The organism is Mycobacterium sp. UM_11 (assembly GCF_001414075.1).
Classification (GTDB): Bacteria; Actinomycetota; Actinomycetes; order Mycobacteriales; family Mycobacteriaceae; genus Mycobacterium.
The window spans coordinates 1-17,262 of the sequence record NZ_LATC01000096.1 but is presented as its reverse complement, the minus strand read 5'-3'; the positions used below and the strand labels follow the sequence as shown (position 1 = coordinate 17,262).

The window sequence follows — 17,262 nt, the reverse complement described above, 5'->3', positions numbered from 1 at the left end:
CCGGCACACCTCCTCGACGTCGAAGGGCTGCTCGGGAATCAGCGTCATGTGCGCGCCGGACGCCAGGCCGGCATTCAGCGCGATCCAGCCGGCGTGCCGGCCCATCACCTCGACCAGCATCACCCGCTGATGCGATTCGGCGGTGCTGTGCAGCCGGTCGATGGCGTCGGTGGCCACCGTCAGCGCGGTGTCGTGACCGAAAGTGACGTCGGTGCAGTCGATGTCGTTGTCGATGGTCTTCGGCACGCCGACGACCGGCACGTTTTCCTCCGACAGCCAGTGCGCGGCGGTCAGGGTGCCTTCACCGCCGATGGGGATGAGCACATCGATGCCGTTGTCGTCCAACGTCTGCTTGATCTGGTCCAGCCCGGCGCGCAGTTTGTCCGGGTGCACCCGGGCGGTGCCCAGCATCGTGCCGCCCTTGGCCAGCAGCCGGTCGTTGCGGTCGTCGTTCTGCAGTTGGATGCGCCGGTTTTCCAGCAACCCGCGCCACCCGTCCTGAAACCCGACCACCGACGAGCCGTACCGGGCGTCGCAGGTGCGCACCACGGCCCGAATGACGGCGTTCAGCCCCGGGCAATCGCCGCCTCCGGTGAGAATTCCGATCCGCATGCCCTTATCTTGCCCTGCGCGCCACCGGCACGGCAGCGAAAGTCAGATGGCCGAGGGCAGCGGCCCGCGGGCGGCCTCGTAGGCGGCGCCGACGCGGTAGAGGCGGTCGTCGGCCAGCGCGGGCGCCATGATCTGCAGGCCGACCGGCAGGTCGTCGTCGGGCGACAGCCCCGATGGCACCGACATGCCGCAGTGGCCGGCCAGATTCAGTGGCAGCGTGCACAGGTCGAACAGGTACATCGCCAGCGGATCGTCCACCTTCTCCCCCAACGGGAAGGCGGTGGTCGGCGTCGCGGGCGACACCACCACGTCGACGGACTCGTACGCCCGGTCCAGGTCGCGCGCGATCAGTGTGCGCACCTTCTGGGCCTGGTTGTAATAGGCGTCGTAGTAACCGGCCGACAGCGCGTAGGTGCCGATCATGATGCGCCGCTTGACTTCCGGCCCGAATCCGGCGGCGCGGGTCAGCGCCATCACTTCCTCGGCGCTGTGCGTGCCGTCGTCGCCGACGCGCAGCCCGTAGCGCATGGCGTCGAAGCGGGCCAGGTTGCTCGACACCTCCGAGGGCAGAATCAGGTAGTAGGCGGCCAGCGCGTATTCGAAGTGGGGGCAGTCCACCTCGCTCACCTCGGCGCCCAGTTCGGTCAGTTTCGCGACGGCGGCCTCGAACGAGGCCAGCACCCCCGGCTGGTAGCCGTCGCCGCGCAACTGCTTCACCACGCCGACTCGCACGCCCTTGAGGTCCCCCGCCGCCCCAGCCCTGGCGGCGCCGACGACATCGGGCACCGACGCCTCGACGGAGGTGGAGTCGCGGGTGTCGTGACCGGCGATCACCTGGTGCAACAGCGCGGTGTCCAGCACGGTGCGCGCGCACGGGCCGCCCTGATCCAGCGACGACGCACACGCCACCAGGCCGTAGCGCGACACGGTGCCGTAGGTGGGTTTGACCCCGACCGTCGCGGTCAGCGCCGCGGGCTGCCGGATGGAGCCGCCGGTGTCGGATCCGATGGCCAGCGGCGCCTGGAACGCGGCCAGCGCCGCCGCGCTGCCGCCGCCGGAGCCGCCGGGCACCCGGTCGAGGTTCCATGGGTTGCGGGTCGGACCGTAGGCGGAGTTCTCCGTCGAGCTGCCCATTGCGAACTCGTCCATGTTGGTCTTGCCCAGGATCGGGATCCCCGCGGCGCGCAACCGCGTGGTGACGGTGGCGTCGTAGGGCGAACGCCAGCCCTCGAGGATCTTGGACCCGCAGGTGGTGGGCATGTCGACGGTGGTGAACACGTCCTTGAGCGCAAGCGGCACCCCGGCCAGCGGCGACGGCAGGCGCTCGCCCGCGGCCACCGCCTCGTCGATCACGGCCGCCGCCCCCAACGCCTCGTCGGCGGCCACGTGCAAGAAGGCGTGGTACCGGTCGTCGGTCGCGGCGATCTGGTCCAGGCACGCCTGGGTGACCTCGACCGACGACAGCACCTTGGCGGCGATTCGCGCCCCCAGGGTCGCCGCGTCGGATCGGATGATCTCGTTCACTCGCTGTCCCCCAGGATCTGCGGCACCGCGAAGCGGCCGTCGGCGGCCTCGGGCGCCTCGGCCAGCGCTTCGGATTGGGTCAGGCAGGGGGTCGGCTCGTCCGGGCGGGTGACGTTCACGTCCTTGAGGGGGTTGTCGGTCGCTTCGACGCCGGTGACGTCGACCGCCTGCACCTGGCTGACGTGGGTGAGGATGGCGTCGAGCTGTCCGGCGAAGCTGTCCAGCTCGGCATCGGTCAGCGCCAGGCGGGACAGCCGCGCCAGGTGCGCCACCTCGTCGCGGGAGATTCCAGACACGATCCGAAAGCCTAGCCGCGAGGGTGCGGCCGGGTTCAGGCCCGCCGGTTATCCGCAGAAATGCAGTGGACACCTCGCTGTGCGACAGTGTTGGCCGTGCCGTCCTATCTATTGCGCATCGAGCTGGTCGACCGCCCAGGCAGCCTGGGCTCGCTGGCCGTGGCGCTTGGTTCGGTGGGCGCCGACATCTTGTCGCTCGACGTGGTGGAGCGCAGCTCGGGGTACGCGATCGACGACCTGGTGATCGAGCTGCCGCCGGGGGCGATGCCGGACACGCTGATCACCGCGGCGGAGTCGCTTGCGGGTGTGCGGGTGGACAGCGTGCGTCCGCACACCGGGCTGCTCGAAGCCCATCGCGAACTGGAGCTGCTCGACCACGTCGCCGCGGCCGGTGACAGCGCGTCGCGGTTGCAGGTGCTGGCCAACGAGGCGCCCCGGGTGCTGCGCGTCAGTTGGTGCACCGTGGTGCGCGGTGCGGGCGACGAGCTGGAGCGCCTGGCGTCCAGCCGGGGCGCGCCGGAGACGCGGGCGGTTTCGGCCCCGTGGCTCCCGATCGAACGCGCCGCGACGTTGGACGGCGCCGCCGAGTGGGTGCCGCAGGCGTGGCGCGACATGGACACCACGATGGTCGCCGCCCCGCTGGGGGACCCGCACACGGCGGTGGTGCTGGGGCGCCCGGGCCCGGAGTTTCGGCCGTCGGAGGTGGCCCGCCTGGGCTACCTGGCCGGCATCGTGGCCACGATGCTGCGCTAGCGCGCTGGCGCCGCCACCACCGGGTCGTCGTCCTCCCATAGCAGCAGCTGACGCACCGCGGGACGCGGCCCATAGGGCCGGAGCATGGTGCTGGCCGGACGCGGGCGAACCCGCTGCGGCCACCAGAACCAGCGACCGAGAATCCTTGCGACAGAAGGGGTCATGAACGAGCGCACGATCAGCGTGTCGAACAGCAAGCCGAGGCCGATCGTGGTGCCGATCTGGCCGAGCACCTGGAATCCGCTGAACACGAACGCACACATGGTGACCGCGAAGACGATGCCGGCGGAGGTGACCACCGATCCGGAGCCCGCCATCGCCCGGATGATGCCGGTGTTCAAGCCGGCGTGTATTTCTTCCTTGAACCGGGAGATCAGCAGCAGGTTGTAGTCGGACCCGACCGCCAACAGCAGGATCACCGCCAGCGCGAGCACCACCCAGTACAGCTGGATGCCGAAGAGATACTGCCACACCAGGACTGACAGCCCGAACGAGGCGCCCAACGAAAGGGCCACCGTGCCGACGATGACCAGCGCGGCGATCAGGCTGCGGGTGATGATCATCATGATCAGCAGGATCAGGCTCAGCGCGGCGAACGCCACGATCATCAGGTCGTACTTGGCGCCGTCCTGAATGTCCTTGTACGTCGCGGCGGTTCCGCCCAGATAGACTCCCGCGTCCGCCATCGGCGTGCCCTTGAGCGCCTCGTGCGCCGCCTTGGCCATGGGATCGATGTGCGAAATGCCCGCGGGCGTGGCCGGATCGCCCTCATGCGTGACGATCATGCGAGCGGCCTTGCCGTCCGGCGAGAGGAACAGTTTGAGCCCGCGCTTGAAGTCGGGGTTGTTGAACACCTCGGGCGGCAGATAGAACGTGTCGTCGTTCTTGGCCGCGTCGAACGCCCGCCCCAACGCCGTCGCGTTGTCGATCGCGGCAGCGGTCTGCGCGTAAATGCCGGACAGCGTGGCGTAATTGGCCAGCGTCAGATCGCGATTGGTCTGCTGGCTGTCGATCTGCGGCGGTATCAGCGCCACCAGTTTCGGCTGCAGCGCGTCGAGCTGGTCGAGGGAGGCCGTGAGGTTTTCGAACTTCTCGGTGAGCTGATCGATGCCGTCGAGCGCGTCGAACAGCGAGCGGAACGCGAAGCAGACCGGGATGTCGTAACAGTGCCGCTCCCAATAGAAGTAGCTGCGGACCGGCCGGAAGAAGTCGTCGAAGTTCGCGATCTTGTCGCGCAGATCCTGGATCGTGCCGAGCGTGTCGTGGAAGCTCTGCGTCTCGTCGTGGGTGGTGTTGGCGAGTTGCTGCTGCAATACGTATTGCTGCCTCAAGATGTTGATGGTCTTGTTCAGCTCGTTGGCCTGCTTGAGGGCGTCGTTGGCCCGATCTTGTTGGTACGTCAGGTTTTCCTGCTGCGCCGCGCTGGAATTGCTGACCACGAACGCGAGCGAGCTGTGCACCAGCGGGGTGCCCAAGGGCCGGGTGATGGTCTGCACCTGCGCCACGCCGGGAACGTGGAACACCGCCTTGGCCACCTTGTCCAGGATGAGCATGCTTTCCGGGTTGCGCATGTCGTGATCGGTTTCCACCATGAGCAATTCGGGCTCGAGCCGGGCCCGCGAGAAATGCTTCTCGGCCGCGGTGTACCCGATGTTGGCCGGCGCGCTGGCGGGCATGTAGGGGCGGGTGTCGTAACTGGTCTTGTACCCGGGCAAGGCGATCAGCCCCACCAGCGCCAGCGCGCAGGCCGCGGCGAGCACGGCCCCCGGCCAGCGGACGATGGCGGTGCCGATCCGCCGCCAGCCGCGGGTTCTGATCGCCCGCTTGGGGTCGAAGATGCCGACCTTGGCGCCCAGGGTGAGGATGGCCGGCCCCAGGGTGAGCGCGGCGCAAAGCGCGACGACGATGCCCAGCGCGGCGGGGATGCCCAGGCTTTGGAAGTAGGGCAGTCGGGTGAAGCTCAGACAGGCGACCGCGCCGGCGACGGTGAGCCCGGATCCCAGCACGATGTGCGTCGTGCCGTGATACATGGTGTAGAAGGCCTTTTCGCGATCCTCACCGGTGCCGCGCGCCTCCTGGTAACGGCCCACGAAGAAGATCGCGTAGTCGGTTCCCGCGGCGATCACCAAGAGCGTCAACAGGTTCGTCGCGTAGGTCGACAACCCGATGACGCCGGCGTTTCCGAGAAACGCGACAAGGCCTCGGGCCGCGGACATCTCGATCAAGACCGTGGCGAGCACCAGCAGCGTGGTGAGGACGGACCGATAGACGAAGAACAGCATCACGGCGATCACGCCGACGGTGATCGCGGTGACCTTCGCGGTTCCCTTGCTGCCGACGTCGAACTGATCGGAAATCAGCGGCGCCGCGCCGGTCACATACGCCCGCACCCCCGGCGGCGGCTTCAGGTGCTCGACGATGTCGCGCACCGCGCCGACGCCCTCGTTGGCCAATGCCGAGCCCTGGTTGCCCGCGAGGAAGAGCTGGACGTAGGCGGCCTTGCCGTCGCCGCTCTGCGACCCGGCCGCGGTCAGGGTGTCACCCCAGAAGTCCTGCACGTGTTCGACGTGCTTGCGGTCCTGCTCGAGCCTGCGGACCAGCTCGTCGTAGAAGCGGTGCGCGTCCGCGCCGAGCGGCTGGTCACCTTCCAGCACGATCATCGCCGAACTGTCGGTGTCGAATTCGTGGAACTTTTCGCCGATACGCTTGATCGCCTTGAGCGACGGTGCGTCGGGTGAGTTCAGCGCGACGTTGTGGGTCTTGCCAACCTCTTCCAGCTGCGGCACCGCGATGTTCGTGATCGCGGCCAGCGCCACCCAGAAGAGCAGGATCGGCAATGCCAGCCGGCGGATGGTGCGCGGGACGAAGCCCCGCGACTCGTGCTGGTCGCTCATCCGGACTTGTCCAGGCAGTAGGTGTAGGCGTCGACTTTGTCAACGGTGCGTTGGTCTTTCACCTCGCCGTTGACCGTGATGCGGCAGCCGAGGGTGTCGCCGTTGCCCTGCGCGACGACGTTGCCGAGGACGGCCGGCTCCGTCGTGGTGATGGTGAACGACCAGGGCAGCGTCGCGTCCTTGACTTGCTGGGGCTGGGCGTTGACATCAAGGTAATTGATGGTCGCGGTCGCGCCGGGCGCGCCGAAGACCTCGAGCACCACGCGTTTGGGATTGAACGGGACGATCTCGTTCGAGAGGCCGCTGTTGGCCGACGTGGTGTCGTGCGAGCCGAAGATTCCGTGCAGGCGATAGATGGCGAAGCCGGCGAGCGCGACGACCAACACCGCGACCAGCACCATCCACCCTCGCCTGACCAGTGAGGTCATCGAAATCCCCTTCACCCGTTCACCTTTCGATCATCGGGCGACCAGATCACCCCCGACTCCCAGGGCAGCTGCCGGGCGGGCCGGGCGTGATCGACAGCTATGACAGTACGGTACGGGACCGTACTGCACAAGAGACGCGAGCGTACACATTCCGCTTCGGCGGTTAACGCTGCGTTACCCCTTGGTTCTGGTCAAGCCCGGGATGAGAAACCCGTCCACGAGCGCTTGGACGGTGCGACGGGTGGGCGGCCGGCCGGGAATGATGGACCGGAAGATGAGATAGCCGGGCAACAGATCCCAGAGCTCGTCGCTGATCACGTCCTCGGTGATCTCACCGCGGTCGACGGCTTGGCGCAGGACATGTTGAAGCAACGCCTTGCGTTGCTTGAGGAATTGCTCCTGCATGGCGTCGTTGAGCGCCGGGTGCCGCGACACCTCGACCATCACCGCGCGAATGGTGCTGGCGTGCTCGCGGCCATGCTGACCACACGTCTCCCCCAGGCTCAGCAGGTCGCCGCGCAGCGTGCCGGTGTTGGGTGCGACGGCGACCAGGCGCACGCCTTCGATGAAGGCGGCCAACACCAATTCGGCCTTCGAGGCCCAGCGCCGATACACGGTGGCCTTGCTCGCGTGGGCGGCCGCGGCGACGGCGTCGATCGTCAGCTGGTCATAGCCGTGTTCCTGCAGCAGGCGCAGCGTCACCGCCAGAATCTCGCCCTCACGGGGCGACCACGGTGACGTCTGCGCGTACGCCTCGGCCGTCTGGGTCATAGCGCCCACGATAGGACTGCCGGGGCGATGCGGGCTAATTTATCGCCGGATGGCCGCGAGCGCCTGCTCGATGTCGGCGACGAGATCCTCGGTGTCTTCGATGCCCAGCGAGATGCGCGCGAACCCGTCGGCGACGGGACCGTCCCACGTCGGATTGGAGCCGCGACCGTAGCTGTCCGGCGCCTCCGCCTCGTCAACGGCCAGGTGATAGGTCGCGGCGAGCACCGCCTGCGGTACGACCGGTTGACCCGGAATCGCCTGTGGGCTAACGGCTTTGAGGCTGCGGGTGGAATCGCCGTGGCGACCGGACATGGGCCTAGTCCGCCGGGTTTTTCGGCGGCCCTTCGGCCAGCAGCTTGCGGAAACCGTCCTCGTCGAGGACCGGCACGCCGAGCTCGACCGCCTTGTCGTACTTGGAGCCCGGCGAGTCGCCGGCGACGACGTAGTCGGTCTTCTTCGACACCGAACCGGCGGCCTTCCCGCCGCGCGCGATGATCGCCTCCTTGGCGTCGTCACGCGAAAAACCGGTCAATGAGCCGGTGACGACGACTGTCAGCCCTTCCAGGGTGCGGGCCACGCTGGCGTCGCGCTCGTCGGCCATCCGCACGCCCGCGTCCCGCCACTTGTCGACGATCGCGCGATGCCAGTCGACGGTGAACCACTCGGTGAGCGCGGCGGCAATGGTCGGCCCGACACCCTCGACCGCGGCCAGCTGCTCGGTGGACGCCGACATGATCGCGTCCAGGCTGCCGAACTCGGTGGCCAGGGCGCGCGCGGCCGTCGGCCCGACGTGGCGGATGGACAGCGCCACCAGCACGCGCCACAACGCCACCGCCTTGGCCTTGTCCAGGTTGTCGAGCAGCCGCCTGCCGTTGGCGGACAGGGCTCCGGCCTTGGTGCGGAACAGCTGGGTGCGCAACAGGTCGTCCTCGGTGAGGGTGAACAGGTCGCCCTCGTCGGCGATCACCCCGGCCTTGAGCAGCGCGATGGCCGCCTCGTAGCCGAGCCCCTCGATGTCGAACACACCCCGACCGGCGACGTGGAAGACGCGCTCCCGCAGCTGCGCCGGGCAGGACCGGGCGTTGGGACACCGGATGTCGGCGTCGCCCTCCTTGGCGGGGGCCAGCGTCGTGCCGCATTCGGGACACGTTGTGGGCATGACGAATTCGCGTTCGGACCCGTCCCTCAGGTCGACGACGGGGCCGAGCACCTCCGGGATCACGTCGCCGGCCTTGCGGATCATCACGGTGTCGCCGATCAGCACCCCCTTGCGCTTGACCTCGGCGGCGTTGTGCAGGGTGGCCAGGCCCACCGTCGACCCCGCGACCTTGACGGGCGTCATGAACGCGAACGGCGTGACGCGGCCGGTCCGCCCGACGTTCACGCGGATGTCGAGCAGCTTGGTCTGGGCTTCCTGCGGCGGGTACTTGTACGCGACCGCCCACCGCGGCGCCCGGGATGTCGTACCCAGCCGGCGCTGCAGCGTGAAGTCGTCGACTTTGATCACCACGCCGTCGATTTCGTGCGCCAGGTCGTAGCGCTGCTCGCCCCAGTACGCGATCCGCTCTTCGACCGCGGCCAGCCCGTGCACCCGCGTCGTCTGCTCGGCCACCGGCAGTCCCCAGGCCTTCAGCGCCGTGTACGCCTCGTGCAGGGTTTTGGGCGAGAACCCGTCGGTGCGGCCGACGCCGTGACAGATCATCCGCAGCCGGCGCCGGGCGGTGACCGCCGGGTTCTTCTGGCGCAGCGACCCGGCCGCGCTGTTGCGCGGATTGGCGAAGGGCGCCTTGCCGTCCTCGACCAGGCTGGCGTTGAGCGCCTCGAAATCGGCGAGCAGGAAGAACACCTCGCCACGCACCTCGAGCACCGCGGGAATCGGGAAGTCGGCACTGGCGCTGAGCCGTTCGGGCACGTCCTCGATGGTGCGCGCGTTGAGGGTCACGTCCTCGCCCACCCGTCCGTCGCCGCGCGTGGCGGCGCGTTCCAGGCGGCCGTCGCGATACACCAGCGACAACGCGACGCCGTCGATCTTGAGTTCGCACAGGTAGTGCGGGTCGCGGCCGATCTCGTTCTCGACGCGGTTGCTCCAGGCGACCAGCTCGTCGCGGTCGAAGACGTCATCCAGGCTCAGCATCCGCTCGAGGTGCTCGGCCTCGGTGAAGTCGGTGGCGAAGCCGGCTCCACCGACCAGTTGCGTCGGGGAATCCGGGACGCGCAGCTCGGGATGACGATCCTCAAGCGCGACAAGGTCGTTGAACATCTTGTCGAATTCGGCGTCGGAGACGATTGGAGCGTCCTTGACGTAGTAGCGGAACTGGTGTTCGCGGACCGCACCGGCCAGTTCCTGCCACTGGCGCCGAACCTCGGGTGACACCGGATCAGCTTGTGGCGAGCTCACCCTCGCAGGCTATCCGAGGCCGCCGACACCACGCCCGCAAGGCGGCCCGAAACTCAGGTCGACGGTTCGGCCTTGTCCGGGAAACCGCCGAATGGAACTTCCACGCCTTTTTGAATTGACAAAGCCGCAGCCTGGATGAGCAAAGCAACACTGAGCACGCCGACCCATACCCAGGCCTCGGCCGGACTGATGTGCGTGGCGGTGTTCGCGTAGCGCAATTTCACGACCGACCGCACCATCACCGCGGCGACCACGACCACCGTGATGTACGGGACGGTCGTTCGGAATTGTCGCGCGAAGCGGCCGACGGGTTCTTCCGAACGCCGCCTGTTGATCCCGAGGAACCACGCGACGGCGCCGACGAACCCGACCGCCAGCGGTATCGGAATCGCGAGCCGCACGGCCCAATCCCACAGCGGCTGCAGCGGCTGGTGTTTGTCCGGATCACCCAGCGCCAGCGCCAGGTGCGTGAGCGTGTCTTCGACGAGGAACACCGAAATCGGCGGAACGAGCACCACCAGAACGAACACGCAGTGCTTGGCGAGCACCCCGGCCGAGCCCGAGAAGAATTGCACGATCGCGTTGAGCAGCATGTAGATGGAGGCGGCGAACGAGACGGCGGTGAGCACCTCCGCCGACGCGGCCCGTCCCTCGGTCAACGAGCATCCGCTTTCGCCGGCCAGCAAGGCGTATCGCAGGGTGGTCAGAAACAGGCCCAGAAACGCACACACCAATGCGATTCCCACTTGCGTCTCGTGTTCGACCTCTCGCGGCTCCAGCGGACGACCCTCGCCGCGGCGCCGGTAGGCGCGATCGATCACGAGATTTATGACGACGAAGGCAAACCCGGCGAGGATGCCGGTGAATTGCGCGTAACTGCGGGCGACGATCGATATGTCAAAACCCGTCCAAAGGGTGCAGGAGTCCGCAAGTTCGCTCATGACCATTGTCGAGATGGTAGTCGCCGCGTGTTTGCTGGCGATCGGTTTTCAAGCGATGGCTAAATGGCGTCGGGGTCCTGCACGAACGCCTCGGCCGCCCGGCGGGCCAGCCCGATCGCCAGGCGGGCCCACTCGGGCGTCGCGCCGGCCAGACCACACGCCGGGGTGACGCCGATGCGGTCGCGCAGCGCCGAGCGCGCAAAGCCAAGGCGATCCGTCACCGCCACCAGCGCGGCGGCCACCTCTTCGGCCGACGGCCGCCGCGGCGGGGCGCTGGCGGCGACCACGCCCAGCATGACCGCGCGACCCGATTCGACGAAGGCGGCGATGCCGTCGAGATCCGCCGCGGCCAGGGTGGCCGCGGCCACCGAAATCGCACCGAAGCTGCTGTACAGCAACATGTTCCACGGCAACTCCGGCGCGCAGCAATGTAACAGCACCTCGCCTCCCACCGTGCCGACGCAGCCGTCGAGCAGGGCGAGGGCCACCGCCTCGTCCAGCGGCGCCACCGGGCTCAGCGCCGTCACACCGGCCAGCCGTCCGCCCAGTGCGATCGGCAGCGAGGGCTCGTCGAACTGCACCACCACCGGCGTCTCGAGCCGGCGGGCCAGCGCCGCGCGGTGGGCGGCGACGCCTTCGGCCAGCGACGCCGCCAGATCGCGCACGGCGCCGGGGTCGGTGATCGCCCGATGGCCGTTGGCCAGCTCGAGTTCGGCCGCCAGCGTGATCGGCCCAGGAGCCTGCACCTTGACCACGCGGTCGCCGCCGCGCAGGCCGGCCACCTCCCAGGCCTCTTCCAGCGCGTCCATGTCCTCGTCGAGGAGGCTGACGGCGCGGCGGGTGACCGCGCCGGGCCGAGCGGCGACGCGGTAGCCGCGCGGCACGGTATCGATCGCCACGTCGACGAGCAGCGCACCGGCCCGGCCGAGCGTGTCCGCGCCGACGCCTCGGGCGGGCAGCTCGACGATGTGAGCCAGCCCGCCGGCCAACTCGCCGACGACGACTTCGGCGGCCTCCCGTGGCGCGCTGCCGGGCCAGGATCCGACTCCACTGGCCCTGGCGAAGGGATGCGCGAAAACACTCACCGGCCCAACCGTATTCGACACCACCCCGGTCGGGGTCCGCCAGGGGGTGCGTGCCGTGGGACGGCACGGGTAGGTTCGACGCAAGAAGGGTGCGGAACATGTCGCGGATGGCGAGATCGGCACGGCCGCTGCTGATATGCGGGGCCGTGGTGCTGGCTGCGGGATGCACCCGGGTGGTGGACGGCGCGGCGGTGGCCGGATTCGGTTCCCCGCGGCGGGACGTGCAGGGGATCAACGTCGATACCATCCTGTTGGACCAGTCGCGAATGCGCGCGATCACCGGCGCGGGCGAGCACCTGACGATCATCCCCTCGATGGACGGCACCCGCCCGGTGGACATCGAGGCGCTCGCCGGCACCACGCCGCGCGAGTGCCGGTTCATCTATGCCGAGACGGCGACGTTCGGGCCCGACGTCGAGGAGTTCCACAAGACGACCTTCCAGGATCCGCCCGACGGGGCGCTGATCTCGGAGGGTGCCGCCGCCTACCGGGACGTCGACACCGCACAGCGCGCGTTCGGTGCGCTGGTGACCACGGTCGGGGATTGCGCGAACGGCTCGGACGGACAGCAATACGTCGGCGACTGGAAGGCCGACGGCGGTTCGCTGCACCTGCGGCCGGGCGGATGCGGCCGCGACTACCGGCTGCGGTCGGTGGCCATCCTGGAGGTCACCTTCTGCGGGTTCGCGCAATCGGTGTCCGACATCGTGATGACGAACATCGTGGCGAACATGCCGTCCTAACGCGCCGTGCGGGTGATGGTGGCGCTGCCCAGCACCTCGTCGCCGTCCGGGTCGGGGCGATACAGCACGAGCGTCTGGCCGCAGGCGACGCCGCGCAGCGGGACACGCAACCGCACCACCAGCTCGTCGCCCACCAATTCGGCTACCGCCCCGGCGGTTTCGCCGTGCGCCCGCACCTGCACCTCACATTCGACGGGGCCCGAGGGCGGCCGTCCCGAAGTGAAGACCGGCTCGCGTCCCCGCAACTCGCGCACGTCGAGGTCGGCGGCCTCCCCCACCCGCACGGTCCCGGTATCGGCGTCGATGGCCGTCACATAGCGCGGACGACCATCGGGCCCCGGCCCGGCGATGCCGAGGCCCTTGCGCTGGCCGATGGTGAAACCGTGCACCCCGTCGTGCTCCGCGAGCACCGCACCGTCGGCGCCGACCACGGCGCCGCGGCGGACGGCGATGCGCTCGCCCAGGAAGGCGCGGGTATTGCCGGACGGGATGAAGCAGATGTCGTGACTGTCCGGCTTCTCGGCGACCGCCAGGCCGCGGCGGGCGGCTTCGGCGCGGATCTGCGACTTGGGGGTGTCGCCGATCGGAAACGTGGCGCGCGCCAGCTGCCCTGCGGTCAGCACGGCCAGCACATACGACTGGTCCTTGTCCGGATCGACCGCGCGGCGCAGCCGCCCACCGGACAACCTGGCGTAGTGGCCGGTGGCCACCGTGTCAAAGCCCAGCGCAAGGGCTTTCGCCGACAACGCCGAGAACTTGATCCGCTGATTGCAGCGGATGCAGGGGTTGGGTGTTTCGCCGCGCGCGTACGACGACACGAAGTCGTCGATCACGTCGGCCTGAAACTTTTCCGCGAAATCCCAGACGTAGAAGGGGATTCCGAGCACGTCGGCGACGCGACTCGCGTCAGACGCGTCTTCTTTCGAGCAGCACCCGCGCGAGCCGGTACGCAAAGTTCCCGGGGCGGTTGACAACGCCAGGTGCACGCCGACCACGTCGTGCCCGGCGTCGACCATGCGTGCGGCGGCGACCGAGGAGTCGACGCCGCCGCTCATCGCGGCGAGAACCTTCACCTAGGACGCCCCCGCCGCGGCGAGTGCGGCCCGACGGGCGCGGTCGACCGCCGCCGGCAACACCTGCAACACCGCATCGACGTCGGCGTCAACACTGGTGTGCCCCAATGACAGTCGCAGCGACCCGCGGGCGCTGGCGGGGTCGGCGCCCATGGCGACCAACACGTGCGACGGCTGCGCGACGCCGGCGGTGCACGCCGATCCGGTCGAACACTCGATTCCGTTGGCGTCCAACAGCATCAACAGCGCGTCGCCCTCGCAGCCGCGGAACGTGAAGTGCGCGTTGCCGGGAAGCCGAAGGGGGTCGCGCGCACCGTTGAGGCTGACGTCCTCGATGCCGGCCAGCACGCCGTCGATCAGCCGGTCGCGCAGCGACCGCAGCCGCGCGCTGTTCGCCTCGATCCCGTCCACCGCGATTTGGGCGGCGGCCGCCATGCCGACGGCACCGGCGACGTCGGCGGTGCCGGAGCGGATGTCACGCTCCTGGCCGCCGCCGTGCGCCAGCGGGACGCACGTCACGTCGCGGCGCAGCAGCAGGGCGCCCACGCCGGGCGGGCCGCCGAACTTGTGCGCGGCCACGCTCATCGCCGAGAGCCCGCTGGCGGCGAAGTCCACCGGCAACTGCCCCACCGCCTGCACGGCGTCGCTGTGCATCGGAACCCCGAATTCGGCGGCGAGGCCGGCGAGCTCGGCGGCGGGCATGACGGTGCCCACCTCGTTGTTGGCCCACATCACCGACACCAACGCGACATCGTCGTGGTGATGCAGCGCCTCGCGCAGCGCGGCCGCCGACACCGAGCCGTCGGCGGCGGTCGGCAGCCAGGTCACCTCGGCGCCCTCGTGTTCGGCCAGCCAGTTCACCGAGTCCAAAACGGCGTGGTGTTCCACCTCGCTGGTGATGATGCGCCGGTGCCGCGGTTCGGCGTCGCGGCGGGCCCAATAGATGCCCTTGACGGCCAGGTTGTCGCTCTCCGTGCCACCGGCGGTGAAGATGACCTCGGACGGCCGTGCGCCCAGCCGGTCGGCGATCAGCTCGCGGGACTCCTCGATGCGCCGCCGCGCCGTCCGGCCGCTGGTGTGCAGCGAGGAGGCGTTGCCGACGGTGCCGAGCACCGCCGTCATCGCCTCGACGGCGGCGGGGTGCATCGGCGTGGTAGCGGCGTGATCCAGGTAGACCATGACCCGACCCACGATACCGGCTGGTCGCGAGGCCTTCGGCTACGAGGCCACCAGCACGGGCCGGTGATCGGCGCCGCGGGCCGGCCCGACGCACGCCACCGACTGGCAGCGGGTCGCCAGGGCCCGCCGGTCGGTCCCCGGCAGCTGCAGAGATTCGACGTGCACGCGCGCCAGCGTGCGGCGCACGGTGAGCAGCCGCCGGATGGACCGCACAAGCGTCTCGTCGCCGACGAACGCGGGCACGGTCGAGACGCTCCCGTCGACGTGGTGGTAGGTCAGCCGAAGCGGCTGCACCGGCCGGCCGGCGTCGATCGCGGCCTGGAACATGGCCGGATAGAACGCGCCACCGCCCCGGTGAGGCTGTCCGGCCCCGCCCGCCGCGGCATCGTCGCCGCGCCGACCACACCACGTGGTGCCCTCCGGGAAGCACACCACCGTCTGACCGCCGCGCAGCCGGCGGGCGACGGCGTCGACCACCGCCGGCAGCCGGCGCAAACTGGACCGCTCGATCGGGATGATCTTGAGGATGCGCGCCACGATTCCGGTGGCGGGCCCGGTGAACATGTCGGCGCGGGCGACGAACGACCCCGGCAGCACCGACCCGATGGCGAAGACGTCGAGCCAGGACATGTGCGGGCTGACGACCAGGACCCCGCTCAGGTTGCGAATCGGGCTGCCGGACACCGTGATTCGGACCCCCAGGCAGCGCAACACCATCCGGCAATAGATGCGCTGCACGCTCGTGCGTCCCGGCAGCGGCGCCGCCAGCAGCACCACTCCGGGCGCCAGCAGCAGCGCCAGCAGGACCCGAAGCGTCACCCGCAGCGCCACCAACAGCGGCGGCGACGGGGCCACGTCGCCCATGCCCACGCAACCGGCGTCGCACGATGCGCGCGGTAACCAGGAGTGCGCGGTGCCCGCGGTGGCGTTCATCGGTCGCCGCCGGCCATCTCCGAGGCGGCCGACACCGACCGCAACCGCTTCAGATATCGGGTATCGGCGCGCCGCTTATCCAGCAGGACGCAGAAATCGCCGACGCCGAAATCGGGGTCGTGCGCCGGCTCACCGCACACCTGGGCTCCCAGCCGCAGGTAACCGCGCATCAGCGCCGGAACCGACGGCCGCGCCGGCGCCGGAATGTCGTCGAGCGCCGTGCCGTCGACGACCACCGGCCGGTGGGGGCGCACCCGGTACTGCGGGGGTGCGGCGTGACGGCTCAGGATGAAATCGCGCACCCCGCGCAGCTGGCGGCCCGGCACCCGGTTTTCGGGGTCGTCGGAATCCCCGCCGATGGGCACCGACACGCAGCCGGTCACGTAGTCGTAGCCGTATCGGTCCAGGTAGGCCAGGATCCCGGCCCACATCAGCAGCACGACGCCGCCGTTGCGGTGGCCATCGCGCACCACGGCGCGGCCCATCTCGACCAGCGAGGGCCGCAGCGGGTCGAGCGCGCGGATGTCGAATTCCGTCGCGGTGTAGAGCCCCCCGGCCGCGATGGCGCCCGCCGGGGCCAGCATGCGGTAGCAACCCACCAGTTCGCCCGTCGCGTCGTCGCGCACCAGCAGGTGGTCGCAGTGCTCGTCGAACTCATCGACGTCCCGTTGTTCGTCGTCGTTGGTGGGCAGTGCGAAGCCCGGCGTGCTGCTGAAGACGTCGTACCGGAGCCGCTGCGCCGCCTCGATCATGGCGGCGTCGGTGGACAGCAACAGCGAGTAACGCGGCCCACCGGGCGACGCCGTCGTCGCGCCGTCGGGCTTGTCGCTCGGAATCAGGACAGAAGCAATGCTCATGTAAACCAACGTTGCGCAATCGATGAGCGAGTCGGCATCGTCGCTGTGACGTGTCCGTGCACGTCAGATGACGAAATGTGGTTGCCGGGACGCCCCCGCGGCCGTCTTCGGGTCACGGCGGGTCATTGCGGGTATGCCGTCTCCCATGATGTTCACCGCCGACCGCGCGATCGCGGCGCCGCCGTCGGCGGTGTGGGAATTGCTGGTCGATCTGGACGCGTGGCCCAAATGGGGTCCGTCGATTCGCGGCGCCAGGCTCGACGAACCGCACACCGAGTTGGGTCTGCACGCAACGGGCACCGTGCGCACGCCGCTGTTGCTCGAGGTCCCGTTCGTCATCACCGAATTCGAGCCGGGGCGAAGCTGGGCGTGGAAGGTGGCGGGCGTCCCGGCGACGCGGCACTGGGTCGAGCCGATGGGCGACGGGTCACGCGTGGGGATGGCCGTTCCGTGGTGGTCGGCGCCCTACGTCACGGTGTGCTCAATTGCGTTGCGGCGCATCGACGCAATGCTGACCGGGGCCCCTTGACGCGGCCTTGACGCGGTCCACGCATACGCAAGAGCCCCCGACGCCGCGTCGGGGGCTCTTGGGCCGAGAGGCTCAGCCCTTGCGCTGCTTGATGGCGTCGGTCAGCTGCGGTGCGACCTTGAACAGGTCGCCCACCACGCCGTAGTCGGCGATCTCGAAGATCGGCGCCTCTTCGTCCTTGTTGACGGCGACGATGGTCTTGGAGGTCTGCATGCCGGCGCGGTGCTGGATCTGTCTCTTATACAC

General features: G+C 69.3%; 16 protein-coding genes and 2 pseudogenes. 3 read left to right on the top strand and 15 right to left on the bottom strand.

Going from position 1 to position 17,262, the window contains the following annotated elements:
- From WU80_RS19935 to gatC, 3 genes are all read right to left on the bottom strand, one after another.
- A partial coding sequence (locus WU80_RS19935; RefSeq protein WP_156371806.1) for an ATP-dependent 6-phosphofructokinase occupies positions 1-612 on the bottom strand: 612 nt, incomplete at its 3' end.
- Positions 613-654: 42 nt separating this feature from the next.
- Complete coding sequence (gatA, locus tag WU80_RS19930) at positions 655-2,136, bottom strand: Asp-tRNA(Asn)/Glu-tRNA(Gln) amidotransferase subunit GatA (RefSeq protein WP_055404831.1); 1,482 nt, start codon at positions 2,134-2,136, stop codon at positions 655-657.
- Complete coding sequence (gene gatC / locus WU80_RS19925) at positions 2,133-2,432, bottom strand: Asp-tRNA(Asn)/Glu-tRNA(Gln) amidotransferase subunit GatC (RefSeq protein WP_055404830.1); 300 nt, start codon at positions 2,430-2,432, stop codon at positions 2,133-2,135. Before gatC ends, gatA begins: the two co-directional genes overlap by 4 nt.
- A gap of 96 nt (positions 2,433-2,528) precedes the next feature.
- Between gatC and WU80_RS19920 the strand changes: the two genes are divergently transcribed.
- Positions 2,529-3,185, top strand: a complete 657-nt coding sequence (locus tag WU80_RS19920) for an amino acid-binding protein (RefSeq protein ID WP_156349673.1) — start codon at positions 2,529-2,531, stop codon at positions 3,183-3,185.
- Here the strand turns inward: WU80_RS19920 and WU80_RS19915 are convergent.
- From WU80_RS19915 to WU80_RS19885, 7 genes and pseudogenes are all read right to left on the bottom strand, one after another.
- The gene (locus WU80_RS19915; RefSeq protein ID WP_055404828.1) at positions 3,182-6,079 is read right to left on the bottom strand and encodes an RND family transporter; all 2,898 of its coding nucleotides are present in this window, start codon (positions 6,077-6,079) and stop codon (positions 3,182-3,184) included. The two genes, WU80_RS19920 and WU80_RS19915, sit on opposite strands and share 4 nt — an antisense overlap.
- On the bottom strand, positions 6,076-6,507 hold the full coding sequence (locus WU80_RS19910) for an MmpS family transport accessory protein (protein ID WP_197281306.1): 432 nt from the start codon (positions 6,505-6,507) through the stop codon (positions 6,076-6,078). Before WU80_RS19910 ends, WU80_RS19915 begins: the two co-directional genes overlap by 4 nt.
- 174 nt (positions 6,508-6,681) lie before the next feature.
- Positions 6,682-7,278, bottom strand: coding sequence for a TetR/AcrR family transcriptional regulator (locus WU80_RS19905; RefSeq protein WP_055404826.1), 597 nt, complete (start codon positions 7,276-7,278; stop codon positions 6,682-6,684).
- Positions 7,279-7,422: 144 nt separating this feature from the next.
- A pseudogene (locus WU80_RS26660) lies at positions 7,423-7,590 on the bottom strand (cystathionine gamma-lyase); the annotation flags it as partial.
- Between the two features lie 4 nt (positions 7,591-7,594).
- Positions 7,595-9,676, bottom strand: a complete 2,082-nt coding sequence (gene ligA / locus WU80_RS19895; RefSeq protein ID WP_055404824.1) for an NAD-dependent DNA ligase LigA — start codon at positions 9,674-9,676, stop codon at positions 7,595-7,597.
- A gap of 53 nt (positions 9,677-9,729) precedes the next feature.
- Complete coding sequence (locus tag WU80_RS19890) at positions 9,730-10,617, bottom strand: hypothetical protein (protein ID WP_231633867.1); 888 nt, start codon at positions 10,615-10,617, stop codon at positions 9,730-9,732.
- A gap of 59 nt (positions 10,618-10,676) precedes the next feature.
- Complete coding sequence (locus tag WU80_RS19885; RefSeq protein ID WP_055404822.1) at positions 10,677-11,702, bottom strand: methionine synthase; 1,026 nt, start codon at positions 11,700-11,702, stop codon at positions 10,677-10,679.
- 107 nt (positions 11,703-11,809) lie between these two features.
- On the opposite strand from WU80_RS19885, the gene WU80_RS19880 reads away from it, so the two are divergent.
- On the top strand, positions 11,810-12,445 hold the full coding sequence (locus WU80_RS19880) for a sensor domain-containing protein (protein WP_055404833.1): 636 nt from the start codon (positions 11,810-11,812) through the stop codon (positions 12,443-12,445).
- On the opposite strand, the gene mnmA is transcribed toward WU80_RS19880, so the two are convergent.
- From mnmA to WU80_RS19860, 4 genes are read right to left on the bottom strand one after another with little or no spacing between them, the layout of a single operon-like run.
- A complete protein-coding gene (gene mnmA, locus WU80_RS19875; protein ID WP_055404821.1) occupies positions 12,442-13,518 on the bottom strand; it encodes a tRNA 2-thiouridine(34) synthase MnmA in 1,077 nt (358 codons plus the stop codon). The genes WU80_RS19880 and mnmA overlap by 4 nt on opposite strands.
- A complete protein-coding gene (locus WU80_RS19870) occupies positions 13,519-14,697 on the bottom strand; it encodes a cysteine desulfurase family protein (protein WP_055404820.1) in 1,179 nt (392 codons plus the stop codon).
- A 39-nt stretch (positions 14,698-14,736) separates the two neighbouring features.
- Complete coding sequence (locus WU80_RS19865; protein WP_055404819.1) at positions 14,737-15,630, bottom strand: 1-acyl-sn-glycerol-3-phosphate acyltransferase; 894 nt, start codon at positions 15,628-15,630, stop codon at positions 14,737-14,739.
- Positions 15,627-16,487, bottom strand: coding sequence for a GNAT family N-acetyltransferase (locus WU80_RS19860; RefSeq protein WP_055404818.1), 861 nt, complete (start codon positions 16,485-16,487; stop codon positions 15,627-15,629). The genes WU80_RS19865 and WU80_RS19860 overlap by 4 nt, the downstream gene beginning before the upstream one ends.
- Positions 16,488-16,620: 133 nt before the next feature.
- Between WU80_RS19860 and WU80_RS19855 the strand changes: the two genes are divergently transcribed.
- The gene (locus tag WU80_RS19855; RefSeq protein ID WP_231633866.1) at positions 16,621-17,016 is read left to right on the top strand and encodes an SRPBCC family protein; all 396 of its coding nucleotides are present in this window, start codon (positions 16,621-16,623) and stop codon (positions 17,014-17,016) included.
- 72 nt (positions 17,017-17,088) lie between these two features.
- Here WU80_RS19855 and WU80_RS25575 read toward each other — a convergent pair.
- Positions 17,089-17,262, bottom strand: a pseudogene (locus tag WU80_RS25575) (electron transfer flavoprotein subunit alpha/FixB family protein); the annotation flags it as partial.

Excerpts from the sequence above, each read along its gene's own strand:
- WU80_RS19915 (WP_055404828.1), bottom strand. The coding sequence starts at position 6,079 with ATGAGCGACCAGCACGAGTCGCGGGGCTTCGTCCCGCGCACCATCCGC.
- WU80_RS19910 (WP_197281306.1), bottom strand. The coding sequence starts at position 6,507 with ATGACCTCACTGGTCAGGCGAGGGTGGATGGTGCTGGTCGCGGTGTTG.
- WU80_RS19905 (WP_055404826.1), bottom strand. The coding sequence starts at position 7,278 with ATGACCCAGACGGCCGAGGCGTACGCGCAGACGTCACCGTGGTCGCCC.
- WU80_RS19890 (WP_231633867.1), bottom strand. The coding sequence starts at position 10,617 with ATGAGCGAACTTGCGGACTCCTGCACCCTTTGGACGGGTTTTGACATA.
- WU80_RS19880 (WP_055404833.1), top strand. The coding sequence starts at position 11,810 with ATGGCGAGATCGGCACGGCCGCTGCTGATATGCGGGGCCGTGGTGCTG.
- WU80_RS19870 (WP_055404820.1), bottom strand. The coding sequence starts at position 14,697 with ATGGTCTACCTGGATCACGCCGCTACCACGCCGATGCACCCCGCCGCC.
- WU80_RS19865 (WP_055404819.1), bottom strand. The coding sequence starts at position 15,630 with ATGAACGCCACCGCGGGCACCGCGCACTCCTGGTTACCGCGCGCATCG.
- WU80_RS19860 (WP_055404818.1), bottom strand. The coding sequence starts at position 16,487 with ATGAGCATTGCTTCTGTCCTGATTCCGAGCGACAAGCCCGACGGCGCG.
- WU80_RS19855 (WP_231633866.1), top strand. The coding sequence starts at position 16,621 with ATGCCGTCTCCCATGATGTTCACCGCCGACCGCGCGATCGCGGCGCCG.